Source organism: Nocardia sp. JCM 34519.1, from assembly GCF_020361265.1.
In the GTDB taxonomy this organism is placed as follows: domain Bacteria; phylum Actinomycetota; class Actinomycetes; order Mycobacteriales; family Mycobacteriaceae; genus Nocardia; species Nocardia arthritidis_A.
In genome coordinates, this window is sequence record NZ_JAIRBR010000011.1 from 162,228 (window position 1) to 182,916 (window position 20,689).

Annotated in this window: 22 protein-coding genes; 14 read left to right on the forward strand and 8 right to left on the reverse strand. The window is 65.2% G+C overall.

Features of this window, described 5'->3' with window-relative positions:
• Positions 1 to 275 precede the first annotated feature (275 nt).
• Entirely contained in the window at positions 276 to 1,814 is a 1,539-nt protein-coding gene (locus tag LGY53_RS25665) for a M28 family peptidase (RefSeq protein WP_225729272.1), read from the forward strand.
• A gap of 192 nt (positions 1,815 to 2,006) precedes the next feature.
• Positions 2,007 to 2,432: a hypothetical protein gene (locus LGY53_RS25670; RefSeq protein WP_225729273.1), complete on the forward strand. Its 426-nt coding sequence runs from the start codon at positions 2,007 to 2,009 to the stop codon at positions 2,430 to 2,432.
• A 49-nt stretch (positions 2,433 to 2,481) separates the two neighbouring features.
• Here the strand turns inward: LGY53_RS25670 and LGY53_RS25675 are convergent, their stop codons facing one another.
• From LGY53_RS25675 to LGY53_RS25685, 3 genes are all read right to left on the reverse strand, one after another.
• The gene (locus tag LGY53_RS25675) at positions 2,482 to 3,243 is read right to left on the reverse strand and encodes an ABC transporter permease (protein ID WP_225729274.1); all 762 of its coding nucleotides are present in this window, start codon (positions 3,241 to 3,243) and stop codon (positions 2,482 to 2,484) included.
• Positions 3,243 to 4,028, reverse strand: coding sequence for an ABC transporter ATP-binding protein (locus tag LGY53_RS25680; protein ID WP_305082726.1), 786 nt, complete (start codon positions 4,026 to 4,028; stop codon positions 3,243 to 3,245). The genes LGY53_RS25675 and LGY53_RS25680 overlap by 1 nt, the downstream gene beginning before the upstream one ends.
• Before the next feature lie 588 nt (positions 4,029 to 4,616).
• Entirely contained in the window at positions 4,617 to 5,072 is a 456-nt protein-coding gene (locus LGY53_RS25685) for an Lrp/AsnC family transcriptional regulator (RefSeq protein WP_225729276.1), read from the reverse strand.
• 106 nt (positions 5,073 to 5,178) lie between these two features.
• On the opposite strand from LGY53_RS25685, the gene LGY53_RS25690 reads away from it, so the two are divergent.
• Complete coding sequence (locus LGY53_RS25690; protein ID WP_225729277.1) at positions 5,179 to 5,724, forward strand: alpha/beta hydrolase; 546 nt, start codon at positions 5,179 to 5,181, stop codon at positions 5,722 to 5,724.
• Between the two features lie 99 nt (positions 5,725 to 5,823).
• Positions 5,824 to 6,402 (forward strand): hypothetical protein, encoded by a 579-nt coding sequence (locus LGY53_RS25695; protein ID WP_225729278.1) that lies wholly within the window; start codon positions 5,824 to 5,826, stop codon positions 6,400 to 6,402.
• 19 nt (positions 6,403 to 6,421) lie between these two features.
• Here LGY53_RS25695 and tsaA read toward each other — a convergent pair whose 3' ends face one another.
• Both tsaA and LGY53_RS25705 read right to left on the reverse strand, forming a co-directional pair.
• On the reverse strand, positions 6,422 to 6,835 hold the full coding sequence (tsaA, locus tag LGY53_RS25700) for a tRNA (N6-threonylcarbamoyladenosine(37)-N6)-methyltransferase TrmO (protein WP_225729279.1): 414 nt from the start codon (positions 6,833 to 6,835) through the stop codon (positions 6,422 to 6,424).
• Between the two features lie 21 nt (positions 6,836 to 6,856).
• Positions 6,857 to 7,615 carry a CAP domain-containing protein gene (locus tag LGY53_RS25705; protein ID WP_225729280.1) on the reverse strand — a complete coding sequence of 253 codons (759 nt, stop codon included), beginning with the start codon at positions 7,613 to 7,615 and terminating at the stop codon, positions 6,857 to 6,859.
• A gap of 487 nt (positions 7,616 to 8,102) precedes the next feature.
• Between LGY53_RS25705 and LGY53_RS25710 the strand changes: the two genes are divergently transcribed.
• The 5 genes from LGY53_RS25710 (at position 8,103) to LGY53_RS25730 (ending at position 13,313) form a co-directional block, all read left to right on the forward strand.
• Positions 8,103 to 8,903: a hypothetical protein gene (locus LGY53_RS25710; protein ID WP_225729281.1), complete on the forward strand. Its 801-nt coding sequence runs from the start codon at positions 8,103 to 8,105 to the stop codon at positions 8,901 to 8,903.
• Between the two features lie 157 nt (positions 8,904 to 9,060).
• Positions 9,061 to 9,948: a hypothetical protein gene (locus LGY53_RS25715; protein WP_225729282.1), complete on the forward strand. Its 888-nt coding sequence runs from the start codon at positions 9,061 to 9,063 to the stop codon at positions 9,946 to 9,948.
• Between the two features lie 79 nt (positions 9,949 to 10,027).
• Positions 10,028 to 11,152, forward strand: a complete 1,125-nt coding sequence (locus LGY53_RS25720; RefSeq protein WP_225729283.1) for an NAD(P)/FAD-dependent oxidoreductase — start codon at positions 10,028 to 10,030, stop codon at positions 11,150 to 11,152.
• A 108-nt stretch (positions 11,153 to 11,260) separates the two neighbouring features.
• Entirely contained in the window at positions 11,261 to 12,022 is a 762-nt protein-coding gene (locus LGY53_RS25725) for a DeoR/GlpR family DNA-binding transcription regulator (RefSeq protein WP_225729284.1), read from the forward strand.
• A complete protein-coding gene (locus tag LGY53_RS25730; RefSeq protein ID WP_225729285.1) occupies positions 12,015 to 13,313 on the forward strand; it encodes an MFS transporter in 1,299 nt (432 codons plus the stop codon). The genes LGY53_RS25725 and LGY53_RS25730 overlap by 8 nt, the downstream gene beginning before the upstream one ends.
• Positions 13,314 to 13,614: 301 nt before the next feature.
• On the opposite strand, the gene LGY53_RS25735 is transcribed toward LGY53_RS25730, so the two are convergent.
• The 3 genes from LGY53_RS25735 to LGY53_RS25745 all read right to left on the reverse strand — a co-directional run bounded on the left by LGY53_RS25735 (position 13,615) and on the right by LGY53_RS25745 (position 16,896).
• Positions 13,615 to 14,643: a GAF domain-containing protein gene (locus LGY53_RS25735; protein WP_225729286.1), complete on the reverse strand. Its 1,029-nt coding sequence runs from the start codon at positions 14,641 to 14,643 to the stop codon at positions 13,615 to 13,617.
• Between the two features lie 105 nt (positions 14,644 to 14,748).
• Entirely contained in the window at positions 14,749 to 15,924 is a 1,176-nt protein-coding gene (locus LGY53_RS25740) for an MFS transporter (RefSeq protein WP_225729287.1), read from the reverse strand.
• A gap of 120 nt (positions 15,925 to 16,044) precedes the next feature.
• Positions 16,045 to 16,896, reverse strand: a complete 852-nt coding sequence (locus LGY53_RS25745) for a LysR family transcriptional regulator (RefSeq protein WP_225729288.1) — start codon at positions 16,894 to 16,896, stop codon at positions 16,045 to 16,047.
• A gap of 135 nt (positions 16,897 to 17,031) precedes the next feature.
• Between LGY53_RS25745 and LGY53_RS25750 the strand changes: the two genes are divergently transcribed.
• The 5 genes from LGY53_RS25750 (at position 17,032) to LGY53_RS25770 (ending at position 20,688) form a co-directional block, all read left to right on the forward strand.
• The gene (locus tag LGY53_RS25750) at positions 17,032 to 17,325 is read left to right on the forward strand and encodes a DUF1330 domain-containing protein (protein ID WP_167474286.1); all 294 of its coding nucleotides are present in this window, start codon (positions 17,032 to 17,034) and stop codon (positions 17,323 to 17,325) included.
• A gap of 101 nt (positions 17,326 to 17,426) precedes the next feature.
• A complete protein-coding gene (locus tag LGY53_RS25755) occupies positions 17,427 to 18,011 on the forward strand; it encodes a hypothetical protein (protein WP_225729289.1) in 585 nt (194 codons plus the stop codon).
• 135 nt (positions 18,012 to 18,146) lie between these two features.
• A complete protein-coding gene (locus tag LGY53_RS25760) occupies positions 18,147 to 18,530 on the forward strand; it encodes a hypothetical protein (protein ID WP_225729290.1) in 384 nt (127 codons plus the stop codon).
• Positions 18,531 to 18,615: 85 nt separating this feature from the next.
• The gene (locus LGY53_RS25765) at positions 18,616 to 19,773 is read left to right on the forward strand and encodes a radical SAM protein (RefSeq protein ID WP_225729291.1); all 1,158 of its coding nucleotides are present in this window, start codon (positions 18,616 to 18,618) and stop codon (positions 19,771 to 19,773) included.
• Between the two features lie 48 nt (positions 19,774 to 19,821).
• A complete protein-coding gene (locus LGY53_RS25770) occupies positions 19,822 to 20,688 on the forward strand; it encodes a hypothetical protein (protein ID WP_225729292.1) in 867 nt (288 codons plus the stop codon).
• Position 20,689: the final 1 nt, after the last annotated feature.

The window sequence follows — 20,689 nt, forward strand, 5'->3', positions numbered from 1 at the left end:
ACGCGAATCCCGCTGAACGGACGCCGGAATATGTTCTGGGGAGCGAAGTTTCCCCAGTCATGTATTGACGCGCGCATGTCACGCTATACGTAATTCATTCGGCTCCAAGTGTTTTGATGGGAGCGTAACTAATGTCACGACGTCCTCGACGGCTGCTCCGCCGATTAATGATCTTCTCGGCGGCAGCCGCCTTGTCGGCCGCCATGGCCACGGCGCCATCCGGCGCCGACCCCACGAACAGCGAGGACCCGAGCTGGTCCGGCTGCTTTCACCGCGTGAACGACACCGCGGAAAAGCTGCTGCCCTGTATTCGGGCGGCGGATCTGGAGCACCATATGCGTGCCTTCCAAGCGATCGCCGATGCCAATCCGGGGCCCGACGGCCACCCGTCCCGCAACTCCGGCGAGCCGGGTTACAAGGCGTCGGCGGATTACGTAGCCGAAATCATGCGCCATAGCGGTTACGACGTAACGATCCAGAACTACAAGTTCTTCTACTTCGCCTTCACCGGCCTGCCGAAATTCAGCGAAACATCGCCGACGCCACACGATTACACCGTCGTCACCGACTGGAATCCCGGCCAGGCCCAAGGGTCGGCCACGGCGCCGCTGCAAGCCGCGGGCGGAATCGTCATCCCGCCGACCCCGACGCCCAGCTCGACCAGCGGCTGTACCGCCGCCGATTTCACGGGTTTCACTGCGGGCCATATCGCGCTGATCCAGCGCGGCGGCTGCTCCTACGGCGTCAAGGTGCAGAACGCCCAAACCGCGGGCGCCACCGGAGTGATCATCTTCAACGAGGGAAATCCGGGGCGTACCGGCGTCGTCAACGGCAGCCTGGTGGACGCCAACGGCAACCGGATCGTGCCGCAGATCCCGGTCGCGTTCACTTCGTTCGCGACGGGCAGCGACCTGCTCACCCAGGTCGACGCGGGTGGTTCCGCGGTACCGACGATGACCATCGACGTACAGGCGGTGGTGAATCCGAATGCCGATGACTACAACGTGATCGCCGACTCCAAGGAAGGCGACCCGGACCACACCGTCGTCGTCGACGCGCATCTGGACGCCATTTACGGCGCCGGGATGCTCGACAACGCCTCCGGCTCGACGACGATCCTGAACATCGCCCAACTGCTGCACAAGGCCAAGCCGCACAACAAGTTACGGTTCATCTGGTTCGGCGGCGAGGAACTCGGCCTGCTGGGTTCGACGTACTACGTCAACAATCTCAGCGCTGCCGATAAAGCCAAGATCGGGTACGACTTGGACGCGGATGTGACCGCAACGCCCAATTATGATGTCGGCGTGCTCGACCCGGCCGGGGTGGATCTGTTCACCCGCACCGTCTCCACGCAATTCCCGCCGAACGTGTACAAACCGTCGCAGGTCGCCCGGGATCTGGGTATCAAATACTTCGACTCGATCGGCAAGAAGAACATCCTGTTCTCGCCGGTGGGCACCGATGCCTTCACCTTCAACCAGGCGGGGATCCCGGCCAGTGGCGTACTCACCGGGCAGGACTGCTGCAAGCTGGATTCGGATGTCGCCCTGTTCGGCGGGACCACCGGCAACTTCGAGGGCAACGTCCCCGGCACCGACGGCGGCTGCGTGGACAACCCGTTCCGCTGGTGCGACAACTTCAACAATAACGATTTCGCTGTAATGGAGTTCATGTCAAGGGGTTTCGGCAACATGGTGATCAATATGGCCATGGCGGACCCGCTTCCGACCGCCGCACCGGCAGCACCCGACGCGACGCCTAGGACGAATTCGCCCGCCACGGCAGGCAGCAGGAGCGCCCCGACCAGCTGACCTACCGCGGATCTTCCAACGGAATGCCCTCGAGCAGTGCATGACTCGGGGGCATTTCCGCGGCCGACCGACGCGACCTCGCGAAGAAACACCATCCCCCGAAACTGGGGTCGGGTGGCAGCACTCCGCCTGTGTACTCTCGATTTCAACCCCTTTGAAGGGGAAACCTGTTGACACAGAGGGAGTTTCGCCTTGATCCACTCGAAGAAGGTCGCCGTGGCGGCACTGACATCCGGCGCGCTGATCACCGCCATCGGCCTCGCGTCGCCCGCCGCACAGGCCGACATCAGCCGCGTGGACGTCGCACCCGGACTCAGCTTCGGCAGTTCGAGTTCCTACGGCACCGGTTGCTCGTACCAGGTCACCGCGAGCGCCCCGCCGGACGACGCGCTGATCTTCGTCGACGAAACCGCCAACGACCGCACCACCCAAACGCTGAAGCCGAGCTACCTGGCCACCGATGTGGACGGCAAGGCGACCGTCACCTGGACGCCGACGACCAAAGGCGCGCACCGCATCTGGGTGATCGAAAACCACCCCGGCGCAACACCTGTCACCGCATCGGTGAACGTCGGCACCGGCATCCAGCTCGGACCCGTCTGCCTCGTACTCCCGTAATCTCCCGCTCCACATCCGGTGTGGACCAGGAGAATTCACGCGAGCTCGGTCAGGAGACCTTGCGGCGGTAGACGACCATCGAGAAGTAATACGCGACAAGAAGGATGCCGACGCACCAGCCGAGGGCGATCCAGATGTCGTTGCCGACCGGCTGCTGCGCGAACAGGTCGCGGATGGCGTTGACGATCGAGGTGGCCGGCTGGTGTTCGGCGAAGGCGCGCACCGGTCCGGGCATGCTGTCGGTCGGCACGAATGCCGAACTGATGAATGGCAGGAAGATGAGCGGGTAGGAGAATCCGCCCGCACCGTCGGTGGTTTTCGCGGTGAGGCCGGGGATGACGGCGAGCCAGGTCAATGCCAGGGTGACCAGGAGCAGAATCCCGGCGATCGCGAACCAGGCCGGCACGCCCGCGCCGGAGCGGAAACCCATGAGCAGGGCGACGAGTACGACAACGACGACGGAGATCGCGTTGGCCACCAACGACGTCAGCACATGCGCCCATAGGATGGACGAGCGGGCGATCGGCATGGACTGGAATCGTTCGACGATGCCGTTCTTCATATCCAGGAAGAGCCGGTATGCGGTGTAGGAAATGCCCGAGGCAATGGTGATGAGCAGAATGCCGGGCAATAGGTAGTTCACGTACTCATCCGACCCCGACTTGATCGCGCCGCCGAAAACGTAGACGAACAGCAGCATCATCGCGATCGGAGTGATCGCGGTCGTGATAATGGTGTCGGGGCTGCGCAGGATATGGCGCAGCGATCGGCCGAGCAGGTAGCCGGTGTCGCCGAGAAAACGTGTTGTCATTATTGATCCTTACTCGTGCTGTTGCTGCCGACGAGGGCAAGAAAAACGTCTTCCAGAGTTGGTTGCTTCTCGATGTATTCGACCCTGGCCGGTGGCAGCAGTTGCTTCAGTTCGGCGAGGGTGCCGTTCACGATGATCCGGCCCTCGTGCAGGATCGCGATCCGGTCGGCGAGTTGTTCGGCCTCGTCCAGGTATTGCGTGGTGAGCAACACTGTGGTGCCTTGTGCGGCAAGCTCTTTCACCGCTTCCCACACCTCGATACGGGCCTGGGGGTCGAGGCCGGTTGTCGGCTCGTCGAGGAATACGACCGGCGGATTTCCGATGAGGCTCATCGCGATATCGAGGCGGCGGCGCATACCGCCGGAATATGTCGACACCTTCCGGGTGGCCGCGTCGGTAAGCGAAAAACGCGCGAGCAGGTCGTCGGCGACCGCGCTCGGATTCGCGACGCGCCGCAGATGCGCGACGAGCACGAGATTCTCCCGCCCGCTGAGGATTTCGTCGACGGCGGCGAATTGCCCGGTGAGGCTGATGGATTCACGCACACTGTCCGGCTGCGCGGCCACGTCGTAGCCGTTGACGCTCGCCGTACCCGCGTCGGCCTTCAGCAGCGTGGACAGGATTCGCACGGCCGTGGTTTTGCCCGCCCCGTTGGAGCCGAGCAGGGCGAAGATATCGCCCCGCGCCACGTCGAAATCCACGCCGCGCAGCACGTGCAGGTCCTTGTACGACTTCTCCAGACCTCGCACCCGGATCGCCGGATTTTGCTGTGTTGTCATCGTCATGATCACCCTCGATCACTACCTAGTGCCATTGACTACCGGTAGATAGTAGCACTAGATAGCGGGACTGCAAGACCTCCTGCGATCGCACCGGGGAAGCCCGCATACGGGACCGCATCGTCCGGCGATGAGCCGGTCGGTTCATCGGTCGCACAATCGGACGAAATGTCATATTCTGCCTATACGCCGAGTTCATTAAAATATCGAATGCGCCGAATGATCGAAACCAGCACAATGTCCGATGTGGGCGAATTCCGTTGAAACCGTGAGTTTTTACATAGAATTATTTCCGAGCTATAACGCGTGCTAGTCGCCCGCTTCGGCGAAACGTCCGGTATTCGAAGCCGCTCGGCCGCCGCGCGTTCATTTTCCCGAAAAATATTTCACGGATGCTCGAGCGTCCGATGTAGTACCGAATGATTGGAGTCACCTCATGCTCGAACTGCTCACCGCACTCGCCAACCTGGCGATCGAAATTGTCAAGGTTGTCGGTACGGGGATCAGCATCAGCGCCGGCTGATACGGGGGTGCTCTGTCGAGCGGCCTGAAAGCGGCCCCGGTGACCTCTCGGTTACCGGGGCCGCTTCGTATCTAGCGGGGTGCGACGGGTTTGGTTTCGTAGGTTCGCAGGACCAGAGATGTTGTGACGGGACCGAATCGGGCGACCGCGTCGACGATCTGTTCGATGCGTTCGGAGCTGTCGGCGAACACATCGATCAAGAAACAGTCCTCCCCTGTCAGCCGGTAGACGGTGGTGATCTCGGGGACCTCCGCGAAATGCGCGAGGACGGCGGCGAGGTGGGCATGGGTGGTGCGCAACCGGATGACGGCATGCAGATTCAGGCCGAGCGCCACCGGATCGACCACGGCACGGTAGCCGGTGATGACACCCGATTGTTCGAGGCGTTTGATCCGTGCCGATACCGCCGGTTGGGACAGATTGACCCGGCGGCCGATCTCGGTGACACCGAGGCGGGCCTCGGTTTGCAACAACCGAAGGATCGCCCGGTCGGTCGGATCCAATGAAACCGTTGTCCGTGTGGTCATTCGCTTTCCATTCATCGGCCTGCCGTGACAGCGGCGAATGGATCGCACACAGTTGTCCATCGAAACATCCGCACCATCCCGCTTCAGGGAATGAAAGGCAACGATAGTGCACTATCTGATCGTTCCCGGCATCGATGACTCCGACGCCGATCACTGGCAGAGCCACTGGCAATCCGAATGGGGTACGGCGGCAACGCGTATCGCACCGTCGTCCTGGACCGAACCCGACCTGGACGATTGGCTCGATGCCCTCGATCGCGCCGTCGCGGCACCGGAGACGGTGGCGGTGGCCCACAGCCTCGGCTGCCTTGCGGTCGCCGAATGGTTGATCCGCCGACGCCCCGGCGCCGCGAACGTGATCGGCGTGTTCCTCGTCGCGCCTCCAGACAGCTCGGGCCCGAACTTCCCAACGGCCGCAAGGAGTTTCACTCCGACCACCACCGCGCCGCTGAAGTTGCCCGGTGTCGTGGTCTCGAGCACCGACGATCCCTACTGCGCGCCCGCCGCAACCGCCGCCTTGGCGGCCGGGTGGCGACTCGACCACATCGTCGCGGGTCGCCTCGGACACATCAATTCCGCCAGCGGCCTTGGCGTCTGGCAGTACGGGCGCAACTTGTTCACCGCTTTCAAGGCAGGGCTCGGCCACCGCTGACGTCGCACGGTAAACCGGTAGTAATACTACCGTTTCATGGGGTACCTTGAAACGGCAGTACCACTACCGGTTCTACGGAACCCGTTGGGAGAGAACAAAATGGCCGTCATCCTGGACGACATCGCCGCACTTACCCGGGCCGCCGACGAGCTGCTCGCCGTGACGCGCGACCGGCATCACCGCCGGATCCTGGAGAACTATCGCCGGCATGCCCTGCTGGAGGTCACCGGCCGGTGGGCGGAGATCTTCGCGCCCGATATGACGGTCGAACATCCGGTCTACTACATGAACATCGATGGCCGGAGCCTGACACTCGATGGCAGACAACAGGTTTCCGACTATTACCGGACGATGGCCGAATCGGGTGGCACCGTGGTCGTGATCCGTGACGAGCGACTCGCGGTCGCGGACTGGGGATTCGCCTCGGAGGCGGTCTACGACCTGTATCTGCGCGGCGACCAACTGCCGGACGCGGACCCGGAAGGCTATTACATTGTGCGGCAACTGATCGCGATGCTGTGGCACTACGACGACCGAGCCCGCCTGACCGGTGAGCACTCCTTCGCCCACCCCGATACCGCGCAGACCATCGAGATCGACGCCGCGGACTACATCGGATTCGAGGACTATCGCCGGATATTGACCCCGCTGATCCGCCCCTTGCCCGAAAACGACTGACGGATGACGACGGTGGCGATCATCGCTCGTCGGCCCCGCCGAGCACCGGCTTCAGATCGATGACCGGTGTGCCGTCGACGGCCTCCAGCGCGTCGACCGCGAGGAACATTCCATCGATTCCGGTGATCGTCACCCGGTGCAGCCCAATCGGATTCGGCCGCGCCGGGGACCGGGTGGCGAAGACGCCGGTCGGCGGCCGCGACATATCCCCGCGCGGACGCACCGTCAGAACATCGCGATCCGCCTGGTGCAGCCAGGTCAGCACCAGCACCTCGGTACCGGGCCGCAGGTCGGCCGCGGCCTCGAAGATATCCGCGCACAACCTGATCCGCGCCTGCGGCGCGCCTTCGTCACCCTGTTTGGGGGCCGCAGCCCGGTCGGTGAGCGACGATTCCACCCAGCCGACCGGACGCACCGTGAATTCCGTTGTCACGGTTGCCACTATCCCACTGGATCAGTACATCGAGTATTCGTCCATCTGACCTTCGGACGGCATGTCGTAGCCGTTGTGCCATGGGTCCCACGGGATTTGGCCGGTGTCGGAGGTATCCCAGTTGCCCCAGTCGTTGTCACCGCCCGGATAGGTGTCACCATCGCTGGGGTATCCGTCACCGGGGTTGTTGCCGTCACTGGGATCGCCGTTGCCGGGGTTGTTGCCGTTGCCAGGGTTGTTGCCATCGCCGGGGTTGTTGCCGTCACCCGGCCGACCCGGGCTCGCCCCAGCGGGGGTGCCGAAGTCCTGGGTCCAATAGGGCGTGCCGTCGCCGCTCGTGGCATAGCCGACACCGATGTCCTGAAGGTCGCAGTTGAGGATATTGGCGCGATGTCCCGCGCTGTTCATCCAGGCGTCGACCACCTCGGCGGGGCTCCGCTGACCTTCGGCGATGTTCTCGGCCCAGCCCTGAGCGCGGTAGCCCGCCGCGCTGATCCGGTCACCCGGATCACCCTTCGACGAGTTGTGATCGAGGTATCCGTTGGCCGCCATATCCTCGGTGTGGTCTTGGGCGGCGCGGGTGAGATGACTTTCCGTCTTCAGCGCGGGGCATCCGGCCTTGGCGCGTTCGGCGTTGGTCAGGCTGATCACCTCGTCGGCGGCGGATGCGGACTGCGGTGCCGCGAAGGCGACGGGCGCCGCCGTGACGGTACAGAACGCGACGGCCGACAGCCCGACGGCGGCGGACAGTGATCGCAGTGAAAGGGATGAAAGGCTCATGATTCCTTCGAGGTATGTCGGGTAGAAACAGCGTCCCCGCACAGGCGCACAGCATTTCGCCGTCGGCATGATGTGCGATGACTGCGCGCTCGGATATTCCGGCCTGAGCGAATAAGAAATATCCCGCGTAATTCGATGCCCGGAGTCGGCATCCGAAATATCATCGGAACGGATTCGATATATTCGGTCCAGCGAAACCCGTCAGCAGGTCCGCCACCCAATCGTAGGCAAACCGTGACCTGCTCGCAATGCGAATCGTGTTGCACTGAAAGGGTTTTAAGCCACTACTTAAGACTCACCAGGGGTTTCGGCCGAGATTAACTCATCTTTAGGCGGCCTCATCGGGCTGGCCATCTCGCATTCCGGCACATACGCTTCGAATTGCAATGCCGCAGCTTGTCCAGATCGATATACGCCCGTCGCGAAATTATCGCGCCATCGAGTATTCGAATTCGCGAAAATCCACGACTCCAGAAGGACAGAACTGATGGGTAAACACAGCGCACCGCGCAATCCCCTGATTTCGGCGCGGTTGGCCATGCTTTCGATGACCGCGCTGATCACGGCCGCGGTCTCGGCCGAGCACGGACCGACGCCGGATGATCGGGCGACGACCCTGGCCAGCAATTGGACCGATCTCGATACCGCACCGCAATCCGACAATGCGGCCCCGCCCGCCGCGGTCGCACCGACGACGGACCGCATCGCCGCGGTCGCGCCGGCGACCGACCCGATCGAATACGAAGTAGGACAACCGAAAGCGCCGTCGAGCCAGCGCGGTCTGCCGCTCACCGACGCCACCGACCCGGATGACGAGGCTTCGTCGGAACCCGACACGGCCGCCGTGGATACCGAGCCGAAGGCCCCGAACAAGAGCCGGACGCTGAACGTGTCCGATCGTCCGACCACGCGCCCCCGCCACGCCCGCCCCGAGCCCGTCGCCGACTCGAAGAAGGCGCCCGATCTCGGTGCGGTGCTGAGCAGTATCGCCGAGGTTTTGAACAGCGGCAGCTCCGCGGGCGGCGCGCTGGCGCAGGCCCTCGGCAGCGGCAGCTCGGCCCTCGGCACGGGCAGCGCCGCCGCCGCGCCGGTGGCGGGCCTGATCAGCAGCGGAAGCACCGGAGGCACCGGCAGCGCGATCGCCGAGCCGCTGGGCGTGCTGGCCAAGGCGCTCGGCTCCGGCAGCGCGGCGCTGGGCACGGGCAGCAGTTCGTTCGGCAAGGCGGGTGACGCCCTTACCTCCGGATCCGGCAAGAAGTCATCCGGTGGTGGATCGAAAGTCCATTAGCCGCAAAGGAACTCATCGGTCGCAGCGGGTTGTGGCGGCGCCGAGCTCGTTTTCAGCCCGCTGACATTCCCGGCGTGCCGGCAAGCTCGCCCGAATCATGCGCTCGCATGACAGGATTCGCATGGGGTATCGGGCAGATTGGACGGGGAAGACGCGAATGAGACTATGTTGGGGTGCGATCTGCGCGGCAGCCTTTGTCGCGCTTACTGTTCCGGCTGTCGCCGCAGCGCAACCGGCACAGCAGGCGCCGCAGGCGGAGATGAACACCGAAGCCGCGCTGGAAGGTTGGCAGCAGACCGCGGTGCGGCAGGATTCGGTGTTCACCGTCGGCGAGGGTGTCGCGACCCGAAAGACCGCCGCCGGTTCGGAATTGGTGTTCCGCGGCGTCGGGCAGGTGCCCGCCGACCTGGCGGACAAGGGCTGGAATCACGTCGGCGATCCGGATTCGGCACAGGGCTACCTCTTCGACGCCTACGAGCAGTCGGGTCGCTCGACGAAACTCTTCCGTGCGACGGACCCCGCGGGCGCGACCGCGGATTTCGTCTACACGCTGGAACCCGGTGCGCGCTTCAATAATTCGTGGGTCGCTGTCACCCCCGACGGTCAGTGGATGCTCAACGGCGAGTGGGATCGCATGTCCCGCTTCCTGATTTTCCCGACACCGCTGCTCAATACGGCGGCGGCACAGGCCGGACCGATCACTCGGTCCGGGTATCTGAACCTCGACAAGCCGGTGCAGAATGTGCAGGGCTGCACCTTTTTCGACGCGACGACGCTGCTGTGCACCTCCGACGTCCCGAACGGCGGCGGGACCACGCCCACCCTGTTGGAGGTCAGCTGGAGCGGGGTGCTCGACGGCAAGGACAAATCGGCGAGGGTGCGTTCCGTCGGCACTCTGCCGCAGCTCAGCGTCTGCCACGGCACCTTCGAATCCGAGGGCCTGGATTACGATCCGGCCTCCGGCAATCTCACGGTGGTGGTCGACAAGCCGATTCCCTGCAAGATGCAGAGCTCGGTGTACACGTTCACCCGCAAGAATTCCTGACCGGTGCGTTGAGCCTGTCCCGAGCCGACGCATGTGCGGCGCAAGCGCGCCGCAAGAGGGTCCGAGCACGCTGAGCCGCATGCGAATTGCGATCATCGGCGCCGGACTCGGCGGTTTGGCACTGGCCCATCGATTGCTGGCAGCAGGGTTCCAGGTCGAGGTCTACGAACGAGACGCGGCGCTGCAGGCCCGCTTCCAGGGATACCGAATCACGTTGGAGGAGGAGGGATTCGCGGCGCTACGCCGCGCGGTACCCACCCGGCTGCACGAGCTGCTCGAGGCGATCGGTGAGGAATTCCACGGCACCGCACGCACCGTGGATCCACAGCTGATCGCGCTCGACAAGCCCGAGGTCAGCCAGCACGGCCGGATGTTCGACCGCAATGTGCTGCGCCACCTGCTGTTCGCCGATGTGGCCGACCATGTCCGGTTCGGCCACAGGTTCGAGCGGTATACCGAGTTGGCCGATGGAAGCGTCGAATTGGCGTTCGCCGACGGCCGCCGCGCATCGGCCGATCTGGTCATCGGCGCGGACGGCTTGGGCTCCAAGGTGCGCAGACAACTCCTGCCGCAGGTCGAGATGCGCGAACTCCCGATCTGCGCCGCCATCGGGCGCACTCCGCTCACCGAGCGGTTCGCGGGGTTGGTTTCCGGGCGGAGTCTCTTCGTCACCAGCCCGGACATTCAATTGATGCTGGGCGCCATGCGTTTTCGTCGGTCGCCCGCACTGTCCGCGCAGACCATGGCGCCGGATGTGCGGCTGCTCGACGTCTCCAGTTATATCCGCTGGGTTTTCCTGATGCCCGGCCCGGCGCCCGCGGACGGCGACCCGAGCCGGATACTCGATTCGATCCGCGAATGGCATCCGGAGCTGCGCGCCCTGGTGCGGCACGCCGATCCCGAGAACAGCGGGATCGTGCCCATGCGCCTGGGAGATCCGTTGCCCGCGTGGCCGACTCGCGCGGTCACCCTGCTCGGCGACGCCGGGCACCTCGCACCGCCCGGCGGCAACGGCGCCAATGTCGCACTGCTGCATACCGATCTGCTCACCGCCGAGTTGATCGAGGCGCGCGACGGCGACTCGGATCTGCCGACCGCGGTGGCCCGCTACGAACAACGCCTGCGCGAATACACCGCGATCGGCCGGGCCCAAGTCGAGCGGACCTACGACAACTTCGCCCGGCTGCGCGCCGACGCCCGGTAGCGGGTTACCGGCAACGAACAGAATCGGACACGGGCGCATCCCAGCAGCGATCCTTCGAATCGATCACAGATTGCTTTCGAATGATCACAGATGATGTACGTTATGAGTATGACTGTGGCAGAGGACCGGCATGCGGAGATCGTTCGGGCGTTGCAGGCCACCGAGGTGGTCACCGTTGCGGAACTGGCCCGCGCATTAGGGACATCGGAGGTTACGGTTCGGCGTGATCTGGCCGATCTGGAGCAGGCCGGGGTGCTGCGGCGGGTGCGCGGCGGCGCGGTCAGTTCGATGTTGCGGGGCGAAGAGTTGCCGTTCGCCATGCGGGAGTTGGAGCGCAGTGCGGTCAAGGCCCGGATCGCCGCCGCCGCCATCTCGCTCATCGCCGATGGTGAATCGGTTGTCCTCGACAGCGGCACAACGGGTTTGGCCGCGGCGCACGCGTTGAGCCCACGCCGGGTCACCGTCGTGCCCCTCGCGGTCAATTCGCTCGCGGTACTCGCGGCGGCGGCGCGGATTTCGCTGCTGCTGCCGGGCGGAACCGTGCGGTCAGGTGAGTTGTCACTGGTCGGGCCGATGACCGAGCAGAATCTGGCGACGCTTCGGTTCGACACGATGTTGTTGACCTGCTGCGGCTTCAGCCCCCACCGCGGTGTGACGGCCTACGACCTTCAGGACGCGGCGGTCAAGCGGGCGGCGATGTCCGCGTCGACGCGGACCATCGCGATGGTCGACTCCAGCAAGTTCGCGCGCACGGCGATGGCCGTCGTCTGCCAGACCTCGGCCATCGATATCGTCGTCACCGATACCGACGCCCCGCAGGACGCGGTCGCGGCCTTACAGGCCGAAGGCATCGAGGTGCATCGTGTCTGATCCGGCGCGAACCGCGACCGTCACCGAGGCGAGACCGCTTGTGCGCGCCCAGGTTTCGATCGCGGCGACGTTCTTCGTGCACGCGCTGCTGTTCGCATCGTGGACCGCGCACATCCCACAGATCAAGGACCGGTTGGAACTCGACGACGCGGATTTGGGCACCGTACTGCTCGGCGCCCCGATCGGCTCGGTGACCGCGATGACGATAACGGGCTGGTTGCTGTCACGGGTCGGCAGCACGCGGATGATCCAGGCGACGGTGGTCGGGTATGCGGTCTGCGGGGTCGCGGTCGGACTCGCGGATTCGGCGATCCTGCTGTTCGTCGCGCTCGCGTTCTGGGGCCTGTTCCAGGGCGCGTTCGACGTGGCGATGAATACCCAGGCCGTGACGGTGGAGCAGGCGGTCGCCACACCGATAATGTCTCGGCTGCACGGGATTTGGAGCATCGGCGGCTTCGCGGGCGCGCTGGTCGGCGCGGGTGCCGTCGCGATCGGCGTCGAGCTGAGCAGCCAGCTTGCCGGGCTCGGCACGATCGCGATCGCGCTGGTCTGGGCGCTGTCTCGAGCACTTATCGCCGATAGCGTGAAACCTGCTGTAACCGAAATAAATTCAACGCGACGAGTCGTCTCGGTACCGGTGTTGATGTTGGGCGGCATAGCTTTTGCTTCCATGTTGTGCGAGGGCGTGGTCGCGGACTGGTCGGCGACCTATCTCCGCGATGACCTCGGCGCCGGTGCGGCGTCGTCCGGCCTCGGCTACGCGGCGTACGCGTTGACGATGGTGCTGACGAGGCTGAGCGGCACTGTGCTGCAACGCCGATTCGGCAACAGGACACTTCTTCCGGCGCTGGCGACGGTGTTCGCGGTTGGCATCTGCGCGGCATTGGCACTTCACCAGCCGATGGCCGCGGTACTCGGCTTTGCCGCGACGGGAGTCGGGCTGGCGTTGCTCGTGCCGAGCGCGTTCAGCGCGGCAGCCGCTGTCGGCCGAGACAATTCGCACACCGATCCCGGTTCGGCCATCGCCACCGTCGCGGCGCTGGGATGGTTCGGCTATGTTTCGGGTCCGCCACTTATCGGCCATCTGGCCGACCGCACCGGACTGAGCACCGCCCTATGGGTGCTCCCCGTGCTCGCCATCGTGATCGCCGCGACGGCACGGTTCAGCGGAGCCTTCGGCGTCGACTCGCGGCGTCGGGCGGTCCACCTCCGGGAGCTCGGGGATCAGCACTCCCCCAACAACTTTCACCGGATTCGGTCGAACGGCAACCGATGTCCTGATGAATGCTGACGGAACCCCACGGCTGGGGGTCCTCGGTGCACTCGCGGTATGTCGAATGGATATGGACGGAGTGGAAGATGGGCATACCTCGGCCTCGATGGTGTGGGCGCATGCAGTCGCCTGCGGGAACCGTCGAGCGCGGGTAACGCCCCGGATGTGCGGGGGCGCCACAACCTCATCGGGAGGTACGCGTGGTACGGGATGGCGGGAGGACCGCCGGAAGGGGCCGACCTCGAAGTGACATACCGCAATTCACGACAGTAGTCGAGCCATGATCGGTATCCGTTGACAATTTCGGCCAACCTGGCGGTCACTCGCTGTCCGGCTCATCGAACTTCACCAATGCGAAACCGATGGTCTTCGATACCTCCGGATCGATGGGACGCCAGGTGAAGGTGCCCGACATCCAACCGCCTGCCAATCGGCGCGCTCGAACACGTTCTCGCACATGCCCTTCGGCGAACGCACGCGCGCGGATCTCGGGCATCCGGGCGATATCGTCCGGATGCAGCCCCGGCCGCTGGCCGCTGCTGGCGCCGTGCCCCAGACCGGGCGGGAAACCCGGAATCCATTTCAGGATGCAGGTGACCGGCCACCGCCAGTCCCAGATATTGCCGAACTGCCCACTGGACTCGATGGCCGCGTGCGCCAGGTTGACATCCATTATCTCCCTGCGCATCTCACGCGTGTCCATGATGTCGGTGACGTCCTGGCACAGCACCCGCAGCCGCGGGCCCACCTCGGTCGTCACGTATCGTTGCGCGTACAGCAGCGCCCACGGCCGCCCGTCACCGGTCTGCATGAGCAACGTCCCGGAGTCCACATAGCCGGGTTGCGCATCCACGATCGACTCCCACATCCGCACGAGTTGCGGAGTCCGGGCGACCCGGATGAAAAAGTCCAACGGCCCGAACACCACTCGATCCCGGTGGGTTTCGGTGATCTCCAACAGATCCACCAGTTGCTGCGGCATGTGCAGGCGCGGTGGACCGTTCGGAATCCCAAGCTCCCACTGATAAGCGACGGTGGTCCGATGGTGAACGGGCGCTACGGTATCGGCACCGGCCGCGACCCGCACACCGGCGACGTTGTTGTCCGGACCGATCACCGGAAATCCGGTGATCGTGCGCGGTTCGTCGTCGGCGGTGCGGCCGGTCCGGACCACGGTCTCCCCCGTCGCGACGACCTCGGCGAGCAGACCGTTCATCAACGTCCGCTCGGCGCCCCGAAAGATGCTGGATACCTTGCGGAAATCGCGTGCGCGACCGCCGTCGGCGATCAGCCGAGGCTCCGAACCCATTGTCTCGAACAGATATTCGTTGTGCCCCCCTGTCGGCACAGCACATCCTCTCTCGTACCGGACGTCGATCGAACCCAACAATAGTCCGGTCGAAAACCACTGGCGGCCAACCACATCTGTTGCTCCCTCGCCCGGAGCTCCGAGTCACGGCCGCAGTGCCGCGAGCGCGACCGGCGGCCGCAAGAGCGCCAGGCTGACCGTCGCCACCAGCAGCGATCCACCGGAGACGAGGAACGCCAGCTCGGGCGCCACGTGGTACAGCGGCAGCAGGGCGACGGGGGCGACGGCGGCCCCGCCGAATCGGAATGCCGACACCGCGGACAGCGCGCCACCTCGATTGTCGGGAACCTCACGGACAGTGAGGTTTTGCAGCGACACATTGAGCATCGAGTAGGCGACGCCCGCGGCGGTCCAGCAGATGACCAGCTCCAGCAGCGTTGTCGTCGATCCGGTCGCGATGACGAGCACCGCCGAGCAGACGGCGGCGATCGCCCCGCAGCGCCGGGCGCCGAACCGGTCGCCGAGCGCGCCCCAGCTCGCGCCGAGCAGCAGTCCGGCGACGCCGAATCCGAGGAGGGCGACACCGATCACGGCGGGCCGGACCCGCAGGTGCTCCCCGGCGTACAGCGCTACCAGGAACGGCAATCCGGCCGCGCCGAAGTAGCTGACGAACGCGGCCGCCGACAGCTTGCCCATCCGCCGATTCACCAGCGGCCGTAGGCGCGGTGCTCGGGCGCCCGGGCGGGGCGCTCCCGGTGGTGGCGCCAGCGCGAGCGCACCGGCCGCGACGGCGACGCCGACGAACGCCCAACGCCAATTCGTCGCTGCCGCAATACCTCCGAGCAGTGGCGCCACCGACTGTCCGGCGGCCTGGCAGCTGGCGAGCAGTCCGACCGCTCGGCTCAGCCGGGCGGTGGGCACCATATCGGCCAATCCGGATAGCAGCAGCGGCGAGATGAACGCGTTCGCGGTACCCATGATCGTCCGAGTCGCCAACAGCGCCACCATATTCGGCGCCGCCGCCCCAGCGACCGCGGCGATCAGGTAGATCAGATATGCGGCAAGCACGGTCCGGCGCCTACCCCAACGTTCCCCGACGGTCCCCGAGATCAGCTGCACGGCCGCGAAGGGAATGAAGTACGCGGTCATCGTCAATGCCGTCGTATCGGTGGAGGCGTGGAACGAGCCGGCGATCTGCGGCAACATCGGGGCCACCACTCCACCGCCGAGCGGGCCGAGTGCCGCACCCGCGTATACGGCGAATATCCGGATTCCTGCGACGGCCGCAGATTTCTCTGTACGTAATTCGTGATCGATCATCAGCGCTCTTTCCGGGCATCAGCGGACGAAGCCCGCGGATAACGCTAGATATTCCGCACGCCGATGAGAAATGCCTGATGTGCCGGATCTATTTCCGCAGCGTATAGATCGATGTGAGCGTCAGTCCACCGAGGCCACTGCCACATCGATAAAACGGCGCAGCGGCAGCCGTTGCGACTGCGGCAAATATGCCAGTCGAACCGGAAATGCGGGTGCGTTCAGCAATGGGATGAACATCACTCCGGGATGGTTTATCCGGCGCCGTCCGCTCTCCGGCGCGACGCCGATGCCCCTATTCGCGGCCACCGCTTCCACCCATTCGTCGTAGTTCGCGGTCTCGATCACCGTCGCCGGACCCGCGCCGGGCGACCACGACCATGGCCCGGTGGCCCCGCTGACCACGTTCGCCACCAGTGGCCAGCGCGGCACCTCGCGCCAATCGATGGATTCGGCGTCGCGCAGCTCCGACCGGATCGAGCACGCCACCGCGACGCGCGCCTCGTCGAACAGGTGCACCAGCCGGATCGACCGTTCCGCATCGACATCCCCACGGACCAGGGCGATATCGATCGCGTGCCGCCGCAGATCGGCCAGCGGGTCCTCGCAGCGCGTCACCTGCACCCGGTGGCCGCAGCTGCGCTCGAATTCGTCGATGGTTTTCTGCGCCCACGGATCCGGCATCAGCCAGCTGAAACCCAACCGGACCGTGCCCCGCTGGTGCAGTGCGTCGACGGCCCGGTTCAGCTCGCCGAGTGCGCGTTCCACCGGTTCCAGCAGCTCGCGGCCCTCGGCGGTCAGCGCGACGTGGCGCGAACTGCGCTCGAAAAGTCGGGCACACACCGCGGTTTCCAGCTGCTGGATGGTGCGCGTAAGAGCAGGCTGGGTGATGTGCAATCGCTCCGCCGCCCGGGTGAACGACCGTTCCCGAGCCAATTCGATAAATGCGCGGAGTTGCCGCAATTCGACATCCATAACCATCGAGCATAGACCGTGACCAGCCAACATAACTGTGGTGCATACCGCATTCGGAAAAGGAATTAAGCCTGCCGCGATCCGGCACCTAGTATCCGTCCCGGAAAACATTCGAATAAGAAGGGCAGGTCGGAAGTGGCGAAGGGATACTTGGTCGGCACCTATCGCTCGGTGCAGGATCCGGAAAGGCTGGCCGAATACGGAGCGCTCGCCAAACCGGCGCTGGAGGCGGCGGGTGGGCGGATACTGGCCCGAGGCGGCCGGGTTACCGGATTCGAGCTCGGCATCGCCGAGCGCACCGTGCTGGTGGAGTTCCCCAGTTACGCGGCGGCGCTCGCCGCCTACCGCAGTGCGAGCTATCAGCAAGCCGTCGCCGTGCTCGGCGATACGGTGCGGCGCGATGTCCGGGTGGTCGAAGGGCTCGACTGACCGCGCTCAAAGCGGTTGGGAGCGGTATGGTTCCGCCGTTCAGGGCCTGAACCAGGGTTTTCCCTGAGGTCCGCTGAGCGGCGGGCCGCCAGGATGAGTAGGTGAAATTTTCTGGTGCGCTGACTGTTTCGGCATCTCTGTGTTTCTGCGGATACGGTCTGATCCGGCTTGCCGGAAGGGCGGGCGGGCAGTATGGTCCCGGTTTCGCCTGGCAGGCCGCGCATCTCGCCGGGCTGGCCGCATTGGTGCTGTTCGTTCCGGTGGTGCTCGGCCTGGGCGGGGAACTGCCGCGCACCGCGGCCCGGCGCGGCGTCGTGGCCGTCACCATCGCCGGGTTGATCGCCGCGATCATTCAGTTCGGCGCCGATATCGTCGTCGCCGCCATGGCGAGCGACAACGCTCGGATGAACGAGCTCTACCACGATTTCTGGATGATCCCGGGCGTCCACCTCGCGGTGTACACCGTTGGGCCGCAGCTTTTCTACCTCGGATTGGTAGTGCTGGCGATCCTGCTCGCACGGGCGGGCAGGCTGCCGTGGTGGAGTCCGGTCATGCTGATGGCGAGCGTACTGCTGTCCGCCATCTCGCTGGATCTCATATCCCTTGCGAGCCTCGGCATTCTCGGCGCGCTGCTGCCCATTGCCCGTCGCGGCGGTCTATCCGCCGACGATGTTGTGGCCCAGTGAGTCTCGTCTGGCCAGCGTTCGAAGGATGTGCACCGCATCGGTTTCCGGTCCCGGCGTGTAACGCCCGGACGTATCCGTAAATGTCCCCGCCGATGCCCACCGGTACCGGCGGGGGCTCAACCGGAAGGAAACCGAATGTCATCTCCAAGCAGTAGAGCCGCGGCCATAGCCCGGCTCGCCGCGATCGCCGCGACCATGACCGCCGTTCCGGCTGTCGTGGCCGGCGTCGCCGGTCCGGCCGAGGCGGCGACCGCCCCGCCGGTGCCGACCCCCGCGGTCGGGGCCGCACCGCTGACTCACCTGTCGACACTGCTCGGCCAGGGGGCCACCGTGGAACTCACCGCCGCGCACGGTGTGCATCAGGACACGGTGGAACCGAATCCGTTCCACCAGTTCCATCAATTCCATGAGGGCCCATTCCGTCAGGGCACAGGCTTCGATCAGTTCAAGCCGTTCCACCAGGCGCCCCCGCCGGTCAATCCGCCGCCGGACCCCTTCCAGCAGCTGTCCCAACCCTGATCCGTGCACCCGCCCGCCGCCAGGCCGTGCACGTCCCGGCGGTGGGCGTTCCCCGTACGTCAACGCAAGAAAGATTGTGCCCCAAGTGGATTCGACCAACAGAAGTATGCAGATCGTGGTGAAGGTCTCGAAATTCTGCAATCTGCGCTGCCGATATTGTTATGAATACCCGGAACTCGGCAATCGCGCGGCCATGTCCAATGCGCAGGTGGCCGCCATGTATCGCAACCTGCGTGACTATATCCGATTCACCGACAACCGGGACGGCGCGCGGACCAAGCTCGAATTCATTTGGCACGGTGGCGAACCGCTGCTGCAGCCTGCGCGTTTCTACCGACAGACGTGGACCGATCAGCGGGAGATATTCGGTGCGGAGATCCCGACGGGCAACAGCGTCCAGACGAATCTCGTTGTGCTGGACGATGAACACCGCCGGCTGCTCGGCGAGGGTTTCGATTCCATTGGCGTATCCGTAGACGTGGCAGGCGGATTGCGGGTGAACGCGGCGGGCCGTGACTCGCAGGACCGCGTGGCTCGGAACCTGGACACGCTGCTGGCCGACGGTATCCCCTTCGGCTGCATATCGGTCCTGACCGCACAGAACATCCACGCCGTCGACGAGGTGTTCCGCTTCTTCGAGGAACGGAATCTGCACTTCCGGGTGCTGCCGCTGTTCGATACCGGCGAACCCGGCCAGACCACACCGTTCGAGGTGAGCAGAGAACAGGAGCTGTGCGCCCTTGCCCGACTGGTCGATCTGTGGCTGGCGGGCGAGACGATGGCGCGACCCCCGGCTCCGCTCGACGGCTACGTGCAGTTCGCGGCCCAGCATCTGGCCGGGAACCAGCGGACCGAATACTGCGACCGCCGGGAATGGTTGCCGGTGGTGCTGGTCAACACCGACGGTTCGTGCTTCACCTACGGCGAACCCTACGGCGATCCCGAATGGTCGATCGGCAATATCTTCACCGAGCCGTTCGCCGATATGCTGGCGAGCCCGGTCTTCGAACGCTGTGCGGTCGAGGCCGAGCGCAGGGTCGCCCGAAATTGCTTGTCCTGCCCGTTCTTCGACGTCTGCGGCGGCTCGCTGGTCGCCGATACCGAGACCCGCGATCGCGACCAGGACGGCCACGGCACCCTGCTGTGCACCGCCAGGCCGGTGATCGCCTACATCATCGAGCAGCTGCGCGGCCGGATACCCGAGACGGTAGCGCGGTGGCAACGACAGCACGCCGCCGCATAACCACGAAATACGCGGCACCCCAACCACTTACCGGCCACTGGAACACCCATGATCATCCCAAAAGATATCGACCACCCCGGCCTCCTCGACGGAATTACCCTGCTGCTCCCGTCCGGCGCACCGGTCGCCGGACGGGTGGAACTGAGTTCCGGCGTTCTTCCGGCGACCGAAGCCATTTGCGCCGCAACGTATTCCGATGGCGCGATGGTACCCGGCCAGCGGTGGCGGTCGCCGACCTGTCATGAACGCGCCATCCTGTACGGCACGCCCGCCCCGCAGGCCCGGCCCGGTGACTGGATCGCCGTTCTTCCCGTTCCCGCCCAGGTGCTTTCGGCGTTCACCGCACTGCGCGCCGCAGCGGCCGACGGCGATGGGCAGGCGCTGGCGGCACTGATCGACGGTCCCGCGGGCCGCATGGCGCTGGTCGAGGCGATCCGCTGGGCCATGACGCTGAACGATCCGGCGCGGCCCGGTATCGAAAACCCGCTCATCTACGGCAGGACACCCGCGGGGAACCCGACGATGACGACGGGAGATGACGGCCGCCGGGTCGGACTGCACGTCGACAGCTGGGACGACAGCCCGCTGGCGGAGCGCGCGGCGGCGCCGAATCGCCTGTCCGTCAACGTAGGTCACCACGACCGGTGGCTGCTCTGCGTCAACGCTCCCCTCCAGGCGATGGAGCGGGCGCTGCGCCGACGCGGCCTGCTCGACGGCGCGCACAACCCGCGCCGCTCCCTGGGCAATCGCTTCATGGAGGTGTTCCCGCGCTACCCGGTCACGAAGATCACCATCCATCCGGGCGAGGCCTACATCGCCCCCACCGAGAACATGCTCCACGACGGCTACGCCGAACCGAACGGGCAGATAGACCTGCAGTTCTGTTGCCGCGGCTATTTCGCTGTTCCGCGGTAAC